The sequence below is a fragment of the Fulvivirga sediminis genome, from assembly GCF_016757215.1.
Taxonomy (GTDB): Bacteria; Bacteroidota; Bacteroidia; order Cytophagales; family Cyclobacteriaceae; genus Fulvivirga; species Fulvivirga sediminis.
Map to the genome: position 1 here is coordinate 71,426 of NZ_JAESIY010000011.1, position 23,858 is coordinate 95,283.

At 37.6% G+C, this 23,858-nt stretch carries 11 protein-coding genes; all 11 read right to left on the minus strand.

Annotated features, from left to right (window positions below):
• Positions 1 to 26 precede the first annotated feature (26 nt).
• A complete protein-coding gene (locus JL102_RS18730) occupies positions 27 to 9,485 on the minus strand; it encodes a fibronectin type III domain-containing protein (RefSeq protein ID WP_202245988.1) in 9,459 nt (3,152 codons plus the stop codon).
• Positions 9,486 to 9,675: 190 nt separating this feature from the next.
• Entirely contained in the window at positions 9,676 to 10,782 is a 1,107-nt protein-coding gene (locus JL102_RS18735) for an acyltransferase family protein (protein WP_202245989.1), read from the minus strand.
• Positions 10,783 to 10,808: 26 nt separating this feature from the next.
• Positions 10,809 to 12,311 (minus strand): PorP/SprF family type IX secretion system membrane protein, encoded by a 1,503-nt coding sequence (locus JL102_RS18740; protein ID WP_262896881.1) that lies wholly within the window; start codon positions 12,309 to 12,311, stop codon positions 10,809 to 10,811.
• A gap of 10 nt (positions 12,312 to 12,321) precedes the next feature.
• Entirely contained in the window at positions 12,322 to 12,957 is a 636-nt protein-coding gene (locus tag JL102_RS18745; protein WP_317191651.1) for a gliding motility-associated C-terminal domain-containing protein, read from the minus strand.
• On the minus strand, positions 12,954 to 17,843 hold the full coding sequence (locus JL102_RS18750; RefSeq protein ID WP_202245992.1) for a PKD domain-containing protein: 4,890 nt from the start codon (positions 17,841 to 17,843) through the stop codon (positions 12,954 to 12,956). Before JL102_RS18750 ends, JL102_RS18745 begins: the two co-directional genes overlap by 4 nt.
• Positions 17,844 to 18,143: 300 nt before the next feature.
• Positions 18,144 to 19,025 (minus strand): glycosyltransferase family 2 protein, encoded by an 882-nt coding sequence (locus JL102_RS18755; protein ID WP_202245993.1) that lies wholly within the window; start codon positions 19,023 to 19,025, stop codon positions 18,144 to 18,146.
• Positions 19,026 to 19,030: 5 nt separating this feature from the next.
• Positions 19,031 to 20,206 carry a glycosyltransferase gene (locus JL102_RS18760; RefSeq protein ID WP_202245994.1) on the minus strand — a complete coding sequence of 392 codons (1,176 nt, stop codon included), beginning with the start codon at positions 20,204 to 20,206 and terminating at the stop codon, positions 19,031 to 19,033.
• Positions 20,207 to 20,232: 26 nt separating this feature from the next.
• Complete coding sequence (locus JL102_RS18765) at positions 20,233 to 21,363, minus strand: sugar transferase (RefSeq protein ID WP_202245995.1); 1,131 nt, start codon at positions 21,361 to 21,363, stop codon at positions 20,233 to 20,235.
• 3 nt (positions 21,364 to 21,366) lie between these two features.
• Positions 21,367 to 21,747, minus strand: coding sequence for a response regulator (locus tag JL102_RS18770; RefSeq protein WP_202245996.1), 381 nt, complete (start codon positions 21,745 to 21,747; stop codon positions 21,367 to 21,369).
• 425 nt (positions 21,748 to 22,172) lie between these two features.
• Positions 22,173 to 22,793 carry a deoxynucleoside kinase gene (locus tag JL102_RS18775; protein WP_202245997.1) on the minus strand — a complete coding sequence of 207 codons (621 nt, stop codon included), beginning with the start codon at positions 22,791 to 22,793 and terminating at the stop codon, positions 22,173 to 22,175.
• Positions 22,794 to 23,223: 430 nt separating this feature from the next.
• A complete protein-coding gene (locus JL102_RS18780; protein ID WP_202245998.1) occupies positions 23,224 to 23,742 on the minus strand; it encodes a GNAT family N-acetyltransferase in 519 nt (172 codons plus the stop codon).
• Positions 23,743 to 23,858 lie beyond the last annotated feature (116 nt).

A 23,858-nucleotide genomic window follows, 5' to 3' on the forward strand; every position in this document is an offset into this window, starting at 1 on the left:
AAGTAGAAGTTATTCTCCTGCGTGATTTATTGTTTTACAAACCTGTAATTATAGGTCTTATTGTCTAAGGTTATTTTTACCAAGTATAAGGCCGGTTTCAAGTTTTCTACACTTACTTCCTGCACACCCGTACTTGCGTCTACTTCTTTCTCTAAGATTGTTTCTCCAATCATATTTATAATTTGCATATGCGCCTTTGTAGGAATTAATTGCTCAATAAATAGTGATTTACTCGCAGGGTTAGGGTATATGCTCAAGACATCAGATAGTGTGTTGTTTACACCTGTTACATAATAATCAAATGAATCTGAAACCTTGCTACAAGCTTCGCCGCTGACTTTCACCTTATAGCTTCCAGAAACTTTTGGAGTATATAAATGCGATTTAGCTCCAGCAATAGCATTATCATTTATATACCATTGAATGTTGCCACTGGTCATTTCTGCTAGTTTTAATGCTTGTCCATTGACAATAATTTCTGGTTTTTCTATTTGTTCTACATTGATCTTTATTGGTTTTCTATCGCTTGTACATCCATACTCATTTACACTTTCTACATATAAAATGTGATTGGTATTTGAGGTATATGTGTATGACCCTTCAGCACTTTCGTGAATTGGGGTATCTGAAGATTCATCATTAAACCATCTGTAGGTTCCTTTACTTTCTAAACCCCTTGCTGTTAGGGTGATATCTGAGTCAGAACAAGTTGTTATTTCTGACTCTACTACCAAGCTAGGGGTAGGGGTTAAATTAATGGTAGCTTCATCTGTAATAGTTACGTATTCGCAGTTAGGGAAATTAGCCTTTATAGAGAAAGAGTTATTTCCCGACACTAACAAATCACTAGGCACGGTGACTGTAGCACTATTTGATTCAGCAGCACTACTCTCAGCTAGAAGTTCGCTACCTCTCCATACGGAATAGATCACGCCTATTTGAGCTGATTGAATGTTGATATCCAAATCGTTATTGCTGCATTGAGTCGTTCCGGATGCAAAGCTAAAGTCTGTAGTTGTACTGATTTCAGGTCTTTCAAAGATCAATACAAACCTCTTACTATCTCTACTTGCTTCATCTGTAGTTACAGCAAAAGTATATTCAGTATCCTCGCTTAAGATAGGAGTGGAGCTGGAATTGTACCTATCTAAAAGGCTAATGTTATAATTTTCAAAAGTATTTAACTCTTCAAAATTAAGCGTATATTGACCGTTGGTAATACCTGCCATGTCTAGTTGTACATGCTTATCACAGAAATCACTACTCATTTTGTTTATGGCTAGTTTTAAGCCATCAGATGATAATGATGATAAATTTAAAAACTGATTGGTTTGCTTCATTGCTTCACGCAAAGGTTGATATTCATCTACATCATTAGAGTTAAATTTGATATAAGCTTTGTCCGTTCTGTTGGTGCTGGATAGTTTCACAATCAGGTAATTGTTCAAGACCATGCCTTCACGGTGGAATTCAGAAGCTTCAAAGCTCTTAGCATTTTCATTGATAGAAAGAGTAGCATTAGCGCTACTCGCCTGCACCCAGAAAGATTGCCCTGAGGCTATCCTTCCTGCAAAACTACTGTCTCCTAATCCTTCAGTGTCCCAATATATAAAGTCTCCATTAATGTTGTCTTTAATGGCTACCGAAATACCAACATCTGATCTTGTCCAACCTTCGGAGCCCCATTGTATGGTAGACATGTAAGGGTTGCCAAGCAGGTTCCATCCATCATCTATTGATTCAGTACCTCCCTGAATAGCATAGTTGAAAGAACCTTGTACTAGAGGCCCTTTAAATTTTAATGTTAAGTTGGCTCTTCCTGCGTAATTATAGAAGGTATATCCTCTGCCCACTTCGAAAAGCTCAGAGTTGGTAGTGGTGGGGAAATCTTCCCAAGCACCATTGGTAAATCTGTATAATGAAGCATCTTGTCTTCTATTATTACTACCTTCAAAATCTCCGGTTACTCTCACGAATTCCTGTAGATCTGCTACAGAGGTGCCTTGCACTGAGCTGGTCAAATATCTCCATATTCTGGAGGTATAACCAGGTATGTACCTTTGGGCTTCTACACTTCCACTAATAAATCCTGAACCTATAATAGGCCCTACATTAGCTGTTGTTTCATTAGTAGAAAGTAATATTAAATTGCCGTTGGTGTTAAGCCTTCCGTTTACTACATGTAAAAGGTCTCTAACTTGCAATGTGCTTTTAGCATTTACAGTTCCACTGCCTGACTTATCAACCTTAAGGGTGCTAAGGGTATTGGCTGTAGGGTTAAAATATAAATTCGAATTCTCTGCAGAATTGGTAGTTATATTGAGTAATCCTCCGGATGTACTAATGGTACCAAGCTCATTATTCGGGTTGATACTTCCACTTCCTTGAATGTATAAGTTACCATCATTAAGGTTAAGCGACGCTCCGGCAGATATACTTAAACCACCACCACTAGAAGCTCCAAGGTGTATGTCAAAGTTAGGACTGTCACTGTTAATGGTTAGCTGTGAGCTGTCAGAAACTATTATCTTATAAAGAGATAAGTTGGCTTGGTCAGTACTAAGTACTTGAGGGCGCTTATTGTTGAATCTATAAGTGATCAGTTGACTTTCATCTTGAGGTTCATGTGCGCCTACAAGATTCAGATCTCCTTTTATGCTGATAACTGTAGAGTTAGGAGCTGCCCCATTTAGTATAACATCTTCAGCAATAGACAGATTACCATAAACATTAATGTCTCCTTCCATCAGATTTTTAGTGGAGCTAGTACTGTTTAAAGATATGTTACCATAGTTTGCAATTGGTATTGTATTGCTAGATCCGCTGAATACTACCGTAGAACTACGGTCAAGTTTCCCTAGTTTAGGAGCTGTATCCGTGTTGATATTGATCGTACTGTTTGCAGATGCTTCTAAAGCAGCAGCAAGTGCTGCATTAATATCTAAGATTACGTTTTCGTCAACCATCATTTTAGAACCTTCACCTGTAATTGTTAAAGATGAGTTCAGAGATACATTTTTATTGATCATAAAATGCTGGTTGGCAGCGCTGAAACTGGAAGGGTTCGTACCAGATCCATCTGTCTCTGTTCCCCAATTGGATAATACCGTTATATCAGCTGCGGCAACGGGGTAATAAACTATCTCGGCACCTGAAGATAATGTGTTTACTTCTAAGGATTCAGAAAAGTCAGATTTGTTGCCATTTTTATCTACAGCTCTTACGGAATATACGTATTCAAAGCTAGGGGATAATTCTGCAATATTGAGAGATATCTCAGGTGTTGTGTTAATTAATTCTCCATTTTGATATACTTCATAATGTTTGATTCCCACATTATCAGTAGAAGGAGTCCATGAAAGATCAAAATTGTTATTATCGATATTGGAAGCTAGTAAATCTTTAGGTATGCTAGGAGGTGTTTCATCTAGAGCAATTTCTAATGAAGTATGAGCTCCAATAACCATTCCATTCAAAAATCCCCAGGTCGCATTATTTTGATCCGAACATTTAGCATATACAGTAATAGAACCATCTGCATCAGGTTTTACTGAATTAATAGTAACCGTGTTTTGTGAGTTGCTATTGGCTAAAAGAATAACCGTTGTTTCATTGATAGTGTATTCTGCAATTCCAGTTGCTTGAGGGGTGGTGTAGGTGCCATCTTCAGAGCCAATGAAAGTAAAGTCAAATACATAATCACTATTCATTTGGGCGAAAGTGAATGGAGTAGGTATGGTATAAGGTTCAAAGTAATAGTACCCCTGTAGCACTGCATCAGGGTATATACCACTGTTGTCTCCTGTAACTACTCCAGTTTTGTTACTGCTTGCCTCATTTTCTCCAATAATAAAGTCCACAGTAGTGTTATCACCTGAGTCATCTGTTAAATTATTGATGGTAACACCAGCTTCAGGTAGCGCATTGGTGTTATTCCAAGGGCTAGGAGCCTGTAAATAACCATTTAGATTGGTGTTAAAGTTCAACAGAATGTAATGATCATAAGTGATAGCTCCTGCTTCAGGGCTGTATCCACTGGCTATAGAAGTATTTACAGCTCTTATTTTGTAAACATAAGGAGTATTGGCGGTAAGTCCAGAGTCTGTATATTCTGTGACATTGGCAGAGGTGGAAGTAATTAATTGAAAAGTGCCTCCCCACTGATTTGCTCTGTATATCTCAAACCCTGTTTCGTTAACACTGTTGTCTTCCCATGAAAGTTTTATATCTGTTCTACTAGTAGCATTAGCTGTGAAATTTCCTGGGGTGATCAGGTTTGTTCCATCAAATTCTTTAATAATTAGGGCATTTAGAAGAGCTGCCGTTGATCCTGTTGCTTTTGCTGCAGTAATGGTAATTTCACCCGCTACTGAAGGACTTAAGCCTTCAAAAGAGACGGTACTCTTATTATTGTAGGAGGCATTGAACTTCTTAGTTGTTCCTGAAATAGTATAATTGCCAGAGTGATCATTATATGTGTTTATACTGGCAAGAATATTTACATTGTAACTTTTAGAAGCATCAAGACCGGTTAACTTAACACTAGCCGTGCTAGAGGTATACCATGCTGTTCGGAATACGTTGTCTTCAAACATAAGACTATTATCTTCACTTACAACTCCGTTATTGTTGCTTCCTGACCATCCGGATCCTACAGAAATACCAAATCCTGAATTTTGATTTTCTGCATTTTTAAGGTTATTGTAAGATGTGCCAGATGAAGGGTTAGCTGATAAGTTGTTCCAGGGCAACGTAGCGTTGTTTGCATTATTAATGTTGATATAAACCTGTTGTTCAAACTGAGGATCAACTACAGTAATGAAAAACGATGACGTGTTGCTAGCATTGAAGTTGTCAGTTGCAGTTACTTCAGAATTACCATAAAATCCTAAATCAGTGATCTCAGGAGTGAAAAATAACTCACCGGTGCCATCTCCGTTATCTTGAAAATTAACGAAATCTGGTAGCCCTTCAGAAGAAAGTGTAATCGGATTGCCCTCTTGATCAACAGCAGAGATATTAACGGTTCTTGTTTGATTTGCTTTAATCACAATATCAGATAAGTCTGCCAATGTAGGAGCTGAATTTAAAGTGGTTATTATGCCGAAATTTGTTTCAGCAGTACCACTTGGGTTTACAGCCCTCACTTTGTAGTAATAAGTGCTGCTACCAGATAAGCCGGAATCAGTATAGGTATTACTGTTAATAGAGGTGGTGCCAATAACCGAGTATGGGCCACTTTCATTGCTTGCTCTTAAAATTTCAAATTTAGTTTCATTAGTTGATTGGTCAATCCAATCTATTTTGACACTATTACTCGATAGCGCCGTTAATGATAAATCTGAAGGTGCAGTAGGAGGTGTTCCATCATTATAATAAGCATTTACTACCATGGCATTCATGGTTATCCAAGTACCTGTGGTTCTTGTTACAGTCATTACAATAACTCCATCTGTTGTTGGCTTTATTCCAGTGAAATTAGCCGTTTGAGTGGTGTTATCAGGTATTGACAATGTTCTGTTCACACCATTGATTGAATATCTAACAGCCCAATTAGGATCACTTACATTCGAGCTAGCTATATATGATGAAGAAGCGCCTGAATAGAATGAAAAGTCATATAAGAGGGATGGGTTAAGGTTTCTCAATTCCATGGTAAATGTTTCGCCATTTTTTCTTTGTATAAATGACTGTATTACTGCATTTTCATAAATACCATTTGTTAGATTAGGGTCTGTATCCCTTCCTTGCGGGAATTGAGTTGTGTATGCGATATCAATATCCGTAGCGGTTCCAGCCGCTGTTACCAGATTCTCCTCCAAAGCATTGTTAAAACTCACATTGTTCCATGAATCTATAGGTTCATTGGAAGCCGTAAAGTTAATGTTTAGTGAAAAATATGGATTAACGGGGTTGATGGTTACGTTGAAGTCTCTTTCGGTTATTCCGCCGTCGGTATCTGATGCTGCTACTCTCAATATATAACTACCAGAGGTCATTATTGATGGAGATAAGGTAATAGTTCCTGTTCCGTCTCCATTACTTACAATAGAGGCCCAGCTAGGTTTATCAATGAGAGTAAGCTCAATAGCTGTATCTTCTACATCTGTAGCTACTACGGGAACAGTTTGAATGTACCCTGCATCCATTGTGACATTGTCTATAGCAGTAATGACCGGATTGTTATTGTTATTAACGGTTATTGTAAATGTTTGATTGTCAGAATTCAAACCATCACTAACGGTTAATTCCAAATTGTACACTCCTTGATCAGATTCTTGAGGAGCAAGTGTAAGCTCTCCTACACCATAACCATTGTCATCAAAAGAAGCAAATGAAGGCAATGGATTGGTAAAAGTAAAAGTAAGAGCATCACCATCAGGGTCATTTGCTTCAATATTCAAAATAATTGAAGTGCCATATTGAACGGATCTATTTAAGATAGTAGACAATATAGGGGCGCTGTTAGCAGTTGTAGCACTCGCTTGATTAGAGTAATTTGAGCTAGATCCCGGCCCAATGGCTCTTATCTTATAATAGTAAGTATTGTTTCCGAAAAGTTGGTTGTCACTATATGAAGTGGCATTGGCTTCGGTGGTAGCAATTAGAGTGTAATTCAGGCCTGATGTTGAGGTAGTTCTGTAAACTTCGAAGCCTGTTTCTCCAGTGGAGTTGCTATCCCAAGTAAGATTGATCCTATTATTTGAGACAGCCACTGCTGCAAGGTTCTCAGGGGCAGATGGAGCTGCTGGGTAGTTGTCAGTAGTAGCACTTGCCGGGCCTGCAAACTCAGAACTTGAGTTACTGTTTATGGCCTTTATTTTATAGAAATAGGCAGTGTTACCTTCTAATCCAGTGTCAGTCCATGATGTTTGATTAGCTTCAGCAGTATACACTACCGTGTAGGTGCCATTCGAGCTTAATGATCTATAAATTTCAAAGGCAGACTCTGTGCTACTGTTATCCTCCCAAGTAATATCAATAGAGTTGTAACCTGTAGCTGTTGCCGTTAGAGAAGAAGGATTGGTAGGAGGGGTAGGGAACGTAAAGTCATCTTCAAATGCTTCATCTGGAATTATAGATTTGGATAACCCCGGCCCAGACCATCTTACATTGAGACACTTTCCACTTCCATTTTGAAAGTATCTAACTTTGAATGCATGACTTCCTGCACTCAGGGTTACAGAACCATTAACTTCTTTACAACCATGGCCACCATCATTATTAACTACGATGTTGCCATCAATAAATAAATCAGAGCCGTCATCAGATTCGGTGTAGAAAATGTAATTACCTGCAACAGGAATTTGAATGTATCCATTGAAAATTAGAGCGAAATTGTTGTTGCTGGTTGCCGGTGAGAAGCTGACATTAGCAATATTACCGCTGGAAACATAATTATCATCAGTGATATCATTTACTGAATTAATATTGGACGAGAATTCATAATAGTCATAGTTTAAACCATCATTAATAGTGGCTGCTTGAACTTGATTACTAAAAGGGGATATATTGCCGGCATAATCCTTAGCCCTCACCTTAAAAGTGTAATTGGTTTTAGTCTGCAAGCCGGAGCTAGTATATCGAGTAGACGAAGTGGTACCCGTTAATGAGCCATTTCTATACACTTCATATTGAGTTACCCCGTTGTTATCAGTAGAAGGAGTCCATGATAAACCCACGCTACTTTCAGTAAATGAAGTGACAGATAAAACAGGAGCAGAAGGCGGCTCGGTGTCAATAATAGTTATAGCCGAAGTTTCAGCAGTGTAGCCTGATGCACCTTCATTATTAACAGCACGCATTTGATAATAGTAAGTGGTGTTAGGCTTAAGATTTGTATCTGTATAAGAAACAGGGTTAGCCTGATTGTTTGCAGACAGTATGCCTATGAGCGTATAACTACTGCCTGAAGTGGTAGACCTGTAAAGCTCAAAGCCTGTTTCATTTGAAGAGTTGTCATCCCAGTTGATTTTTATACTGCTGGAAGAGATGGTATTAGCAAAGAAGTTGGATGGTCTTGCCGGTGATCCAAGTCCATTTGAGGTAACTATATGAAGTTCGTTTGACGGATTACTATAACATGCAGTGGGCTCAGCTCTATATTCAGTAGGAGTTTCTCCATCAGCTTCAAAGCCAGATTGACTAGGTTCTCTAGTTACTAATGAATAAACACCACCAACACTAGTGGTGTAGTTTTGGTTTGTAGCTCCGCTAATATTAACGCCATTTCTTTTCCATTGATAAAAAGCTTTGTCTGCCGGTCCATATAAGGTCACGTTTTGGCTGCCATCTAATGAAGGAAGGTGTAAGCTTCGCTCGTTATTATTGATGGTTGGAGTAGGGGAAGGGGCTTTATCGCCATTAATATTAACAGGTTCAGACCACTCAGTCCACCCAGAAGTGCTATTTCTTTTGAATCTCACGTAGTAAAGACCCGGTTCCACTACATTAATTTCATTCACACCGGTGGCTATTGGAGTATCACTGGTGTTATCCTTGGCCCACTGATAATCTGAAAATCCAGAGGTTATACCAATGTTTACATCAATTTCTCCTTCGTTACAAAATGAGTTTTGACCATAGAGTACTGTTATGGATAATTTAGAAAACTGCAAAAACCAAGGGAAGAAATCTGATTTTGAATAGACCAGCCCCCAGTTATTATGTCCCTTGTCAGGAAAATAGCTATATCTTATGTTGCCTCCTACACTTCTTATATCACTAACTGTTTTGTTACCATGATAAGGGGTAGGATCATTGTCTTTTCCTCCTTGAGACTCCCAAGCAGGAATGAATTTGTACTCTTCTGGAGGGTAAGATGTTATACCTGATAAAGCGCAAATTCCTGCGGTTAGCTCAGGATATTGCGCTCCAAACATCCATGCAGCCCGTGCTCCAGCAGAAATCCCGTGTATGTAAATGCGGTTAGGGTCTACGTTATAATCAGAAATTAGCTTTTCAACAATCACTTTGGCTCTATACACGTTACTCTCGCCCCAGTTTGCTCCTGAAGAATTGTGCTGAGGATATAATAAGAACCCAGGAAAGGTGTTGTTATCTACAGAACTTTTATACTTCGGCCCTCCAAAGTATAGTTGCTTTTCGTTATCAGTTCCTCTTTCTCCTGATCCATGGAAAAATAAGATCAAAGGATATTTTTTAGATCCATCATCAGTATATCCATTAGGCCTGAGTAGCCTAAAATGCATATTGTCAGCGGGCGCATATTGATAGGATTCAAATGCATCTGTATTCCATGATAGAGAAGCAGTGTAATTATATGGTGTAAATTCATCTGCATAAGGCAATACCTCATCAACGCAGTAGTCATCTAACTCTTCTGAGCACTCTTCATAACTACTTAAAGAGGTGTCAGTGTAGTGACTATTTTCTTCACAATAATCTTCAGTAAAGGCACTTGAATTACTATTATATCCTAAGCAAAATAGTGCAACTAAAATAAAGGAGTAAAATTTTATCATATTAGGCGAGGCGTTAGACTCAATTGTGTTTTGCAATAAAAAATGTCATAAATAACAGGTTATTATCCATGATTCATTACATCTGTGTTTTTAAATTTAAGTTGTATTATTTTCTATGTGTAATTTGCGAAATTACCTTATTCCATATTGCTACGTTAAGAAACATAACATTTTTTTTCATGAAAAGTTCTCAAAAAGACTTTATATTTTTCAATTTTAAGAATTGTCTTTCATACGCATAATAACTGATTATTGAAACGATAAAAGTTACTGTAAGACATAATAACAAAGTAACAATACCATTTACAAAGGGTTTGCCTAAACCTTTATCAATAGCCATTATCACGGGAAAATGAAAAAGATACATTCCGTATGATACTTTCCCTATTAGCAATAGAGGACGGGAGGTTAGTAATGATTTTTTTTGAGACGTAGTCAGTTGCCAGATTATTGCTGCAAAGAAAATGTTCAATATGGTGTAAGACCATACATGTTGGTAGTTAAGTAATCCGTGGATGAGGTAACCTAAGCTAGAATAACTATTGGTGTTTAATGGATAGGCGGTGAATAAGTTGATAAGACCTAGAACTACGCAAAGGGCTAAAGAACCCCAAATCCATTGTTTTTTGTGTGCACCTAAATATTGTTTTCCTAAGAAGTTTATAAAACCTCCTAGTGCAAAGGCATCGAAGTGACTCAGGCTAAACCAATATACAATATTACCTAGGCGATCCTCTGTGGGAGCTATATCAGCGAAAGATATCGCTATAACTAACCTTAATAATGGAATGCCAACGAGCATACATGCAATAACTTTTTTGAAATTCCTTTCTGATAAGAAGAATACTACAAATGGCCAAATAAGGTAAAATTGCTCCTCTACAGAAAGTGACCATAAGTGCACGAATAACCTATTTACAGTCCATTCTGGTGAGATAATGAAGAAATTATAGGTGTAAGTGAATAGGTATGGCGCATTCTGCGGTAAGTCATCTGGCTGGCCAGTAGCCAAGAAGAGCATTAGTATAGCTATTAAATAGCCAAAATAAAGAGGGAAGATCCTTAGAAGCCTTTTCCAATAGAATGTTTTAATGTAGGAACCAAAATTTTTTCTTTTTTCTTCTAGTAAAATTCTGGTGATCAAATATCCGGATAGTACAAAGAAAATCTGAACTCCTACCCAGCCAATTTCAAAATCGAAATCAATGAAGCTAACTTTACTAAAATGGAAGGTGATAACTAGTAATACTGCAATGGCTCTCAAACCATCGAGTGAAGGAATGTAAAATTTACTCATATAAGGTAATAATTGAAATATTGGCTTTATTTGATTTTTAATATCCAGGCATCATGAAATCCTCTTTTTTTTCTAAATGCCGAGCGTACCTCTTTTGCCAATTCCTGATCTTTTTTATCATAAAACACAAAAACGTAGTATAGGTTTTTTTTATCGTAAATTCCTATGTCAGCTACGTGTCCGTGATCCATACTTTTTTTCGCCACTTTCATTGCATTGTTAAGATATTTAAAAACTCCTATGACCACATAATATCCTTCTGTCATTGAAAGTGAGTATGAGTTTCTGCCAGAAAAACCGTTATCAAATTTAGGAGATTCTATGTCTGCTCTATCTATGACCTCCTCAATTTCTGAATTTTCAGCTTTTTCTTCCTCTGAAGAGCTCAGATCCGCAGTTTCATTTTCTATTTCAGGCGTTTCCTTCTGCTTTTCATCAATGGTTACTATAGGAGTGGGGGATTCTTTTTGCTCAGCTGTAACTGTATTTTTGACTATATTCTTACTAGGCTCTGAAGGTATCTCTGTTTGACTTTCTTCATTATTTTCACTGTTTGTGTTGGTAGTTAGAAGAGGTTGTTGTATCGACTCATCTTTATGTGTGTTTTCTGAGATAAGCGGTTTCTTTGGATTCTTATTTTTCCCAAAGCGGAAAGCTAATTGTAACTCATGAGACCCTGATGATAGATCTGCGTTACTCATTTTAAAAGGGGAGAACGAATAATCATAGCTAAAGCTTATAAGATCGCTTAAGTTCATACCAAGTATTATACCGAGACTGTTACGATAAGAAGCTCCTGCCCATATTTTTTGTTCATAGTATATAATTCCGGCTCCTTCAAGTTGATTTTCCTCATATTTATAATCTCTGTATAATATTAGTGGTTTAAAAGAGAATTTAGAAGAAAGCTTGAAGTCATAACTAATAGAATAGATTCTGTTGTCAATTGCGCTTATTTCTATTTCATTAAACTCAGAATAGTTAAACTGATCTGAATCAAAAATTTTAGGCATTGAGAACCCTATTTGTAGTCTGTTATATTTATAGACAATTCCAAATTTACCATTTAGGTAATAATTGTTATCATAAGCTGAAATAATGGCAGGATCAGTGGTATTGAGTTCATCTGTGGTCAGGTTGAGCATGTTTTGCCCTAAGCCACCTGAAATGGCAAATCGCAATGACTGCTCTGTGGTCATATTAAGTTTATAACCAAAGGACAGCAAGGCTGAGCTGGAGCGTACCGCTACAATCTCCTGAGAGTAAAATTCCGCACCAAAAAACCAATTTTTTTTCGTTGGAAGCTGGAAGTTGAGCCCTATTGTTTCGGGGGCACCTTCAATGTTCATCCATTGCTTTTTGTAAGTAACAAATAACTGATTGTATCCGCTGATACCTGTAAAGGCAGGGTTATATACAGCAGGGTTGAAGAAGTTTTGCCTGAAAGAAGATAGCTCTTGTGTTTGCCCTGTATGGGGCATAAACAGAAATAGGGTTAATATAATAGACAGATAACCTTTGCTCCTCATCTTTTTCTTGTTAATAAATTATGCGTACTCCTCCTCTTCTGCTTCCTGACCTGGTCGATATCTCATAGAAATAAGGCCCTGAGGGTAATAACCTTCCGTTTGAAGTGCCTCCCCAATCGTTAGTGTAGTTCTTTGAATGGTAAATCTCATTACCTTTTGAGTCATATATTCGTAGGTCAACTTCTCCTAAAGCCTGAATGTTGACTATTTCCCAGTAGTCATTAATACCATCTCCATTTGGACTAAACAGCCTGGGTATATTTACATCTTCTATACTTAGTGGTAGTACGGTAATTTTTATTGTGTCAGTATCAGTAAGCCCCTGATTATCAGTTACGGTAAACTTAAACTGATATTCGCCCTCATGCAGTCCTCCCACCATCAATTGAGCAAAATTTAGTTCTGAGGTGGTGGTATTATCTCCTGAAATTTGCTCCCACTCATACCTACTTATGGTGCCGTCTTCATCCGTACCTGAGCCGTTTAACACTACCGAGCTAGTGGGGGAGGTAATGGTAATATCTTCACCAGCATAGGCAACCGGAGGAATAAAACCATTGGAGTTAACTACGCTTATAGTTACTTCATCTGAATCTACCGCGCCTTTATCATCTGTTACTTCATAGGAGAAAGTATATACACCTATTGTATGGTTGAATCTTCAGGAGAATTGATCATAACATTAGAGGGACCCGATACCTGAGTCCATCTTCTGGACATGATTTTGCCATCTCTATCACTGCCTCCTCCAGTTAAGTAGGTTTCGTTTTCAGGCAATACTATTTGCTGATCATTTCCTGCAAATGCTACAGGGGCATAATTGTCTGAAACCAGTAAAGTTACCTCATCGAAAGCACTATGCCTGTCATTATCTGTAACCGTGCACCTAAAAACATATGTGCCGTTTTCAAGTTGATCTATGATAGTCTCTGATAAAAATGGAGATTGGATCGTAGCTAATGAAGGTCCTGTTCTTTGTGTCCATTCGTAAGATACAATCGTTCCATCAGGGTCCGATGCGGTAGCGGATAAAGTGGCTACTCCTGGTAATACCAAACTTTGGTTGGTTCCTGCATCTACAATTGGTCCACGATTTGGAAGTACGGGCAGTACCGTGATTTGTACTTCGTCAAAATCCCGGTCGCCTTCGTCATCAGTAACAGTGAGTCTTAAGACATAGGTTCCTTCTATTAAATTCTCAATTTTTATGTTGGTGGTATTCGCGCCTATAATAGTTGCTGTAGATGGAGCGGAAACCATTGTCCATAAATAGTCTGTAATCATTCCATCAGTATCATAGCCGGCACCGGTTATTTCGACACTATTGTCTGGAAGTCTCAAGGTGATATCTTCGCCAGCATCAGCAATAGGGGATAGGTTTGGATTTTCAGGGTTAACACGGACATTTACCTCGTCAAAGCCTTGTAAACCGGTGTTATCAGTGGCCGTAAGCCTGAAAACATAGGTGCCTAATATGAGATTATCGGCAGAAAGAGTAGTTGCCCCCACACCAGATAGATCAGCGGTATTAGGGCCACTAATTTGAGTCCAAGTATAGTTGTTAATTGTTCCGTCTTCATCCAAAGCACTTCCTATAAAAGTGGTTTCGGAGGTGGGTTGATAAATGGTTTGATTTTCACCAGCGCTTACAATAGGTGGCTGATTTGCAGGAAGAGGCTCTACTGTAATATTTACCTCATCAAAGGCAGTGCTGCCATCATCATCTTGAATGGTAAGTCGAAAAATGTATATACCCTCAATTAAATTGCTTATTTCTATAGTCGAATTAGTGTTGTCAGTTATTGTAGCTACATTAGGGCCACTTTTTTGAATCCAAGTATAACTCGCAATGCTACCATCAGCATCAAGTCCTTCGCCAATTAGCTCTGCCTCATTGGTTGGTAATGTAATCACTTTGTTTTCTCCAGCATCAGCTATTGGAGGTTTGTTGGCGGGAACGGGTCTTACAATAACTTTTATATTGTCAGAGGCACTTGCATTATCATTATCGGTCACTTGGCAACTGAATACATATATACCTTCAGAAAGATCTTGAACAGTGGTATTGGATTGATTAGGGTTTAGAATGTTACCAGAAACAGGACCACTAACCTTAGTCCAGGAATAAGACTGTATGGTGCCATCAGGGTCGGTGGCATTAGCAGTTAAATTGATACTATTTACGGGTAGTGTAATAGTTCGTTCATTGCCTAAATTGACCGTAGGAAATTGATTGCCGGGATAAGATCTTACGGTTACTTTCACATCATCAGTTCCCTTATCTCCTTTATCATCCGTTACTTTGAAATTGAAAACATATAATCCTTCTTGCAAATCACTAAAAGTTGCAATGGCTTGATTAATATTAGTTCCCTCTGCTGTAGAAGGGCCGGCTTTTTGGCTCCATTGATAATTAACAATGGTTCCATCGCTATCCGTACCGTTACCAGTAAGAGTAATTGATGATGTAGGAAGCGTGATAGTCCGGTCTATTCCTGCATCAGCAATAGGAGGGTTATTAGGTGGTTCTGGCCTTACTGTGATTCTTATGTGATCAGTATTTGAAGCTTCTTCATTGTCTTCCACATATAAAGAGAAAATATAAATACCTGCCACCAAATTATGCAAAGTGATTTCAGGCTTTAAGACATCAGTTGTGGTGGCTACATTCGGTCCGCTTTCCTGTTCCCATAAATAAAAAGTGATTTGTCCATCAGGATCGTTGGCTGAGCCATTTAATGTTAAAGAGGACGTGGGTAGAGTTATGGTTCTATCTGGCCCTGCTGAAACTACCGGAGGTAAATTCGGTGAGTTTACTATTACACTGACTTCATCTGTAGCAAAAGCGCCCTGATCATCTTGTACAGTTAGTGAAAAAGTATATATACCTTCTACTAGTCCTTCTAGATCCAAATTTTCTTGATTTACCTCTTCATATCCAGCATCCAGAGGCCCACTAATAAAATCCCAATGATAACTAACAATAGTACCGTCAGAGTCAGAAGCGGATCCAATAATGGTAGTGCTGTTGTCAGGCAAAGTAAGAATGATATCTGAGCCGGCATCTGCTGTTGGAGGGATATTGATAGGCTCAGGGTTTACTGTAATAGTAATTTGAGTACTGTTTGTAGCATTATCATCGTCTGTGACAGTAAAACTTATTACGTATATACCTTCAGCTAAATTTTCTATGTTGATAGATGATTGATCAGAAGGCATCATAGCAATGTCGCTAGGGCCACTTATCTGCTCCCACAGGTAAGCTACAATGCTGCCATCGGAGTCAACTCCACTACCCGTTAATATAATATTGTCTATGGGAAGGGTAATGCTTTCGGTGTTGCCATTATTAATAATAGCTATGGGCGCATTGTTGGCTTCAGGAAATACAGTGATGGTTACCTCATCAGTGTCTGATTCGCCGTCGTCATCAATTACTGTAAGTGAAATTAGATATGTGCCTTCAATAAGTCCACTAATAGTAGTAGTAGCGGTGTTATTGCTTGAAAAAGTAACAGCGCTCGGCCCTTGTACTTTTTGCCATGAGTAGCTAACAATGGTTCCATCTGTATCCAAACCGGCACCAGTTATTTCTACAGTATTATCAGGAAGGGTTATTGACAGGTCATCAGGAGCTATAGCGGTAGGAGGATCATTAGGGGGAATAGGTAGAACTGTCAAGACCATTTCATCAGATGATTCATCTCCATCATCATCAGTAACAGTGAGGGAGAAGGTATATACTCCTTCAGCTAGGTTAGTGACATTAATCTCTGGTGCAGAATTGTCATCAATACTTGAGGTGCTAGGCCCTTGAACTTGTTCCCAAAGATAATTGGTGATGCTGCCATCAGAATCTGACCCTAGCCCAGAAATAGTGATGGAAGAAGTAGGTAGGGTAATCTCTCGGTCAGGACCTGCATCGGCATTAGGAGGAGAATTGGGGGGTATTGGTAGTACGGTTATAGTTATTTGATCCGTGTCGGTGTCGCCATCATCATCTTCTACTGTTAATGAGAAAGTATATACCCCCTCTACGAGGCCTGTGAGTGCTAAACTGCTTTGATTCAGACCTGAATTACTGGGTGAATTAGGTCCCGAATTCTGAGTCCATGTATAGGATACTATTGTGCCGTCTTCATCTTCTGCGCTACCATTAATCGTGATCGAATTGGTAGGTAGAGTAATAGTACTATTGCTTCCCGCATTGGCAGTAGGTGGAGAGTTGGATGGGGAAGGAAAAACGGTGACGGTTAAAGCATCTCTACCAGTAGCCCCATCATTATCGGTTACTGTTAACATAAAGCTGTAAGTCCCTTCAGTTAGATTAAGAAGAGTTATGTCTTCAGCGTTAGCATCAGAGATATCGGCTGTATTAGGTCCCGATTCTTGACTCCAACGGTATGCGACGATTTCACCATCTGTATCTGATCCGCTGGCATTAATTGAAACAGAATTTTGAGGTAAAGTGATCTCTTGGTTGGGGCCTGCGTTGGCAGTAGGGGGTAAGTTAGTGGGTTCAGGTAAAACATTAATTATTACCTGGCGAGAGGCTGTGAGATTATCATTATCTACCACAGTTATTTCTAAGCTGTACGTTCCTTCTATCAAATTGTCTATAGTTACGGTAGCAGATGTGGCACCACTGATGCTAGGTGAGTTAGGTGCAGAAAGAATAGCCCATTGATAACTTTCTATGGTACCATCTGCATCTGAGGCATTTGCGGTGATTTCGATTTGATTTTCTGGGAGTGTAATATTGTATGTATCATTGACAGAAATGGATGGCGGAACTTCAGGAGCGGCTCCTCTAGATTGTAAAAGCAGCCATTGATACAAATTAGGCGTATGTAGGGCGTTATCAGAGCGGTATGCTCTATTCCAACAGCCAGCGTGTCCCACTCCGGGATAAACAGTAAATATAGGTTCTGGGTTGGCATTGAACCTTATCATTCCATTAATAGGGGTGCGGCCTTGATGTAGTGGCATTTGATTGTCTGCTTCACCATGAAAGCCCCATACAGGTAGGTGAATTTCGGCTAAGTAGGATGTCTCCTGATATCCTCCACGACCTGGGGCAGGAGCAATAGCTGCAAATCGGTTCGGATGATTTTCTTCTGAATAAGACACTTGCCATGCTCCTTGCCCTCCCATACTTAGGCCAGTTAAATATACTCTATCAGGGTCAACCCTGTAGTTATCTATAGCCCAGTCAACAAATGGTATGGTTTCAAAACCCTGCCAACCATGTCTGGAAGTTTGTGGGCAAAGAACAATAAAGCATTCAGTGATGCCGTTTACTTCAAAACAAATCTCTTCTCCATTATTAATGAGGCTAGGGGTTCCATTCCTTTTTATTCTTTCCAGCTGACCAGGAGAACCATCTCCTCTTTCTCCATGGCCATGGAGAAAAATCATCAGAGGATAGAGGTTGTTATTTTGGTCATAGTTGGGAGGGAGGTATTCTAGATAGCCCAAGCCTCCAGGCATTCTTCTGGGGGTAAGTACCTGGCCATGGCTATTAAATACCAAGAAGATAAAGCATATAAGTATAAGACAAATCAACTTGTCTCTATATATCATCAGTGCTTAGGGTCAATGTATCGTCAAAACATCTGTGTCCTTAGTTTTCAGGAATACCGTTCCTCTGCAATTTCAGTCAATTTTAATAATCAATTGAAAACCAATTACTCATATTCATGCATAATTTGAAATATACAAAAAAATAATTGAATGAACCAATAGCTTGAAGCCGATATAATGGTTAATTGTGCCTTGCAGAAATATGGAAGGAGGTGTTTGAAATAAAACCAGACCTATTAAGTCATTATTCTAAAGGTTTTTTATATTCCAAAAGAGTGCTTTATAGTAATTTCTTAAGTGTGCCCATTGAGAGTGTACTGTGTACTTTAATGTCTGTTTGGGGGTAACTACAAAAACAAAGAATAGCATAAATATGCTGAATTGAGCCATGTTATTGGCTCTTTTCATAAAAAGTACACGATTCCTATTGTGGTAGTAAGCTTTTAAAGGACTTTCTTTTCCTACTGAAATAGATTCTTTATGAAATATAACTCCTTTAGGGTTGTAAAAAACTTTGAAACCTGCTTTTACAGCTCTATTAGACCAGTCAAGCTCCTCATAATAAAGAAAGAATTCATCTGGGAGCATGCCTACTTTATCTACTACCTCTTTTTTTACTAACATAGCGGCTCCATGGGCATAGTTAGTATAACCAGGGGTATCATGTTGGCCCTGATCTTTTTCTTTTTGGCCTATGGCTTTATTTCTGCCAGTGAAAGAATTTATTTTAGTATATCCCGCATATTGTATTAAATCCGGCTTATCAAAATACATGATTTTTGGACAAACAATACCTATAGATTCATCTGCTAAAAAAGGTTCTAGCAGATGATCTAGTAAATCAGGAGTTACTTCAGTATCATTATTCACTACAAAGTAATAATCACCTTTGGCTATTTTTATGCCACTATTATTTCCTCCAGAGAAGCCTAAATTTTTTTCATTTCTTACCACGGTCACTTCGGGGTAATGTTGCTTTATGTATGCTTCAGGGTTTTCCAGTGAGTGGTTATCAACTACAATAATCTCGTAGTTACTGTATTTTAGTTGCTTGGTAGACTCCAAGAACTCACAAGTAACCTTTAGCTGATTATAATTTAAAGCAATAATGGATATTAAAGGCTGTGTCATTAGGTTTAAGAGGTGTGTGGCGTATGTATAAATTTCTTATTAGCCCCTTTTAATTTAAAAAGTATTAATAGCATCTTCCAGAATATAAGAGGAAGTGAAACTATAGAGATTAATAAGGATTTGTTAAAATAGCTTCTAGGTATCGCCATTAGTATGCTTGTAGCAAGCAAGGTGAAAATTGTAATCCATAGATATATGTGTACAGGGAAATCTAATATATATAGTGCTAGGGCGGCAATGAATAATATAGTGGTTAAACCCAGGTTAATTAATCTGGGTAACTGAATATTTCTTAATATGGCACTATTAAAGTGAGTTAGATTTCCTGAAAACATTGATGCAAATCCGCTTCCAAAATATCTTTTTAGGTAATAAAATTGGCTTGAAATCCAACGTTTTCTTTGGTTTTCGAATACTTCAGGTTTCTCCACTTTTTCATCTAGTACGAAGATATTTGAAGCATATTTTACTTTAAAACCATTAAGGATTAATTGTACTTCCAAGTCTCTGTCAAATCCGCCTATGGAACTCATGCGCGCCAGATGAGTTTTTACCAGCTGGTAGTCGAATGACATGCCTGAGCCTTTAAGAGAAGAGGAGAGTCCTAAAGCTGTACTTCCCTTACAAAATACATGGTTATTTATTTCTTCACTTAGGCCGTCTAAGTATGACAAGGTGTTATTTTGATTCTTTGCAGCCCTTCTTCCTTGAATGGCCTTATAACCTTGCTGATGCAGGAAGTTTGCACCTTCAATAAAGTTCTCAGACATAACGTTATCAGCATCTAAAATGATAGCGTTATCATATTCATCCCCAAGTAATTCCATTGCCTTATTTAGGGCTTTTACCTTAGTACTTTTTTCGAAGGATACTTCTATTACTTTTATTGGTAATTGCCTTAATTTAGCTAATGTCTCATCTTTAAATGAGTCAGCAATAATTACTATGTCATAGTAATTATGATCATAGGTTTGCTTTAGTGCTTCCTGGGCTACTTGTACTATTACACCATCCTCCTTATAACCAGGGATTAGAACGGCAAACCTGTTCTTTTTGTCCGCTTTGGCTAGCTTGGGGGCTTTGTAAAACAATCCGGCAGTTGAAAAAAAGAAACTATAGACAGAAGCATAGCCAAATATTAAAAGTAAGGCTACTTCAATAGAGTTGTAAATTAAATACAAAGTTCTTAAAGTTAGTTCGTAAAAATTTAAACGTTTTCCTTTTGTAACAGAGCAGCAGGTGTTTTTAGCATGATTTTTAAATCATACCAGAAAGAATTTTTATTAGCGTATTCCATATCTAAAGAAACTCTTTCTTCTTCAGACATATCTTCCTTACCTCTTTTGGTAATCTGCCATAATCCGGTGATTCCCGCTGGAGCAAGAAATCTTAGGGCCCATTGGTCTTGAGTAAGTTTTTCAGCCTCATATAGAGGGAGAGGTCTGTTTCCTACTAAAGACATATCCCCTTTTAGTACATTGATGAGTTGAGGGATCTCATCAAGACTAGTTCTTCTAAGAAAACCACCTAATTTAGTGATTCTTGGGTCATTCTTTACTTTGAAAAATACACCTCCGTTATCAGATGCAGCAGCATACTGATTTAAGTGCATCATTTCTTGGACGAGGTGGTCAGCATCTTGTCTCATACTTCTAAATTTATAGAAGTTGAAAATCTGATAGCCTTTGCCTGCTCTTTTAGATATATAAAAGATAGGCCCTTTTGAATCTAATTTAATAGCTATAGCTATAATTAACAAAACGGGGCTAATCAATAGCAAAGCAGTACCAGATATGGCTATGTCAAAAGCTCTCTTCATAGACCACATCTTAAATGTATCATTATTATGAAGGAGAGGTATTTGCTCTCTACCTACTTCGTGAGTGCTTTCCTGTGAAAGCTCTTTCAGTCTTGATAGAAAGTCTATACGGTGGCTTAATTCTTTAGCACTGATGTTATCGGTATAATAATCTTCTGCTCCGATTTTTATAGCCTGATCTCTTTCGCTTTCATCAAAGCGCTCAGCCAAAAATATCATAGGAACATCTTTCAGCACGGTTGATTTTATTTGCTCAAACGGCTCAAGAGTCTGAATGTCAATATTTGAATTAACAATCAAAACACTAGGCAACTGATCTGGCGTGCTATTCTTTAGCCAGTTATATGCCTCCATGGAAGATTCCATGTTGTCAATCGGATACCCTTCTAGTCTTAAGTCAAGACAAAGGTCATCCCAGGCTCCTATAAATAAGATTTTTGCCTTATTAGAGGCATTGATCTCATGGCTTAGGTTGTTGTTAGTTGAAGCCTGAAAATCCATTACTCGATTTTCACTCATAATTTATGCTTGCTTTTTATTGTTCATAACATTAGTAATGCTCTCAATTAAGTGCTCTGGATTAAATGGTTTTACCAAATAATCATCAGCACCAGCTTTTAAACACTGCTCCTTAGTTACCACATCTTGTCTTGAAGAGATAACTATAATAGGTATTCCTGTATATAAACCGTTAGTCTTTAAATTAGTTAAAAAATCTTTACCGTCTATTACAGGTAAATGAATATCGGTTATGATAACATCAGGTTTGCCATACATGTTCATGTGCTTTAAAGCATTGCCAACATGACTAAAGGCATCTACCTCAAACTCTTTTTCAAGCATTTTCTTGATGAGCCATCTCATTGCCTCATCGTCGTCAATAATAAGTATCTTTTTTTTCATTGAGCCAACTAGTTTTCCACCGGCCATAGTAAGTTTTTTTTAAATAGTACTGAATTTTATTTGTCCACTTCAGTAACTGATATTATGACCAACCACAGATAAATCAGACTTGTTTTCTTATTTCTTAAATAATTTTAATTTCCTTTAAATAAGAACTTATTTTATCTATATAATTCAAATATAGGTATAGAAGTCAGTATTTTCACAGCAAAACGAAGCTTAAAAATTTAACCAACCGGACTTAAGATAAGTTAAATTTTTTAGAATACATTACATGAATGCATCTCCCTTTTCATTCGCTTTGTAATACAAGGGTAACCATTTTTAGATAAAAATTATATTAGATAGAATTAAAAAATTAAAATTAGCTTTTTAGTATTTTTATAATGTAATGTTTCATTCTATTTCTTATGAAATTATATGTGCTATTGGCTGAAAAGGCCATGAAGTTCAACATCTATTTTATTTACAATATGGGCAAAATCTTCAGTGTTTGCCACGTAATCGATATTGTTCACGTCTATAACTAATAGTTTGCCATCCTTATATTTATCTATCCACTCCTTGTAATGTTGATTAAGGTTTTTTAAATAATCTAGACGAATGGCATTTTCATAATCCCTGCCTCGTTTTTCTATTTGACTTACAAGTTTGGGGATATCTGCTTTTAGGTAAATAAGTAAATCAGGAGCTTGTACATGCTCAATCATAGATTCAAAGAGAGCCAGATAGTTCTGGTAGTCGCGGTCATTCAGGTAGTTCGACTTATAGAGGTTGGCCGCAAATATATAAGCGTCCTCATATATAGTTCTGTCCTGAATAGTAGTTTTATTACTTCGTCGAATTCTCTTGATTTGGTTGAAACGGCTATTGAGGAAATAAATTTGCAGATGAAAGGCCCATCGAGGCATATCTTCATAAAAATCTGATAAATAGGGGTTATTGTCTACAGATTCCAATTCTGCTTGCCAGTTATAATGTTTGGAAAGCATTTTAGCGAGTGTGGTTTTTCCACAGCCTATATTTCCGCAAATAGCTATGTGCATCGTAATTTATATTAGAAAGGGGTGCAAAAGTATTATATCCTTTTCTAACTAAAAATTGCAAGCAGAAAAAAGACCGGACTGGCCGGTCTTTTTAAATAACCTAAACAAAACTTTTATATAAGATTTACTGCCAGCAAAGCTATATTTTAGTCATGTATGTGTTGTTAAAAGTGAAATTAAACCTTCATTATTTCTTGAGGTAATATTTAACTATTAAATAATTTATGGTTTATCATTTCTTTTTCTGGTAGTATCTGAAATGATGGTTTGACATACCTTAGCTTGGGCCGGCTATTGTGATCATGTCCAAAAGCGGGAATGGGCGATATGATCATTAGCACTACAAACTCTATTTTATTATTTGCAATTTTTTTGTGTAGTGAGAGGTTTTAAATATTGTAATAATGCTGTTGGTTGAGAAGTTACTTTTTTAAAGCTCTAACAACATTACTACATCTGTATATTTTTCATCCCCCATAAAGAAATCCATTTTTCCCATTTTATCAAATCCATTTTTTTCATAGAAATGAATAGCTCTTGGGTTTTGATCCCATACGCCCAACCATAGAAACTGACTATGTTGCTCTCGTGCTATTTTTATGGCCTGATTGAGTAGTACTTGTCCAAAGCCTTTGCCAAGTACTTTACCTAGGGTGTATATTCGTTGTAGCTCTATGCTATTTTTCTCCTTATATCTCTGCTGAGCATCTTTGTGATTTAATTTGAGATAGCCTATTACCTCTCCGTCATGTTCTGCCAGGTAGAATTCAGAAAAAGGGTTGTTCAGCTCTTTCCACAGGCGTTCTTCACTAAAAGCATTTTTTACATACTCTTTTACATTTTCTGATGATTCTCCTGCTAAAAAAGCCTCAAAGTAAGTGGCCTTGGATATGTCTAACAGTTGATCCAATTCATTTAAAGTACACTTAATAAACTTTACGTCGTTCATACATTTTTTAAGAAATCATTGCTAAATAGCAAGGGATAAAAGTATTAGAATTTTTACGATTTTGTAAAGTTACATCGGTATTTTTTATGATACATATAATGTTAGAGCTGTGAATA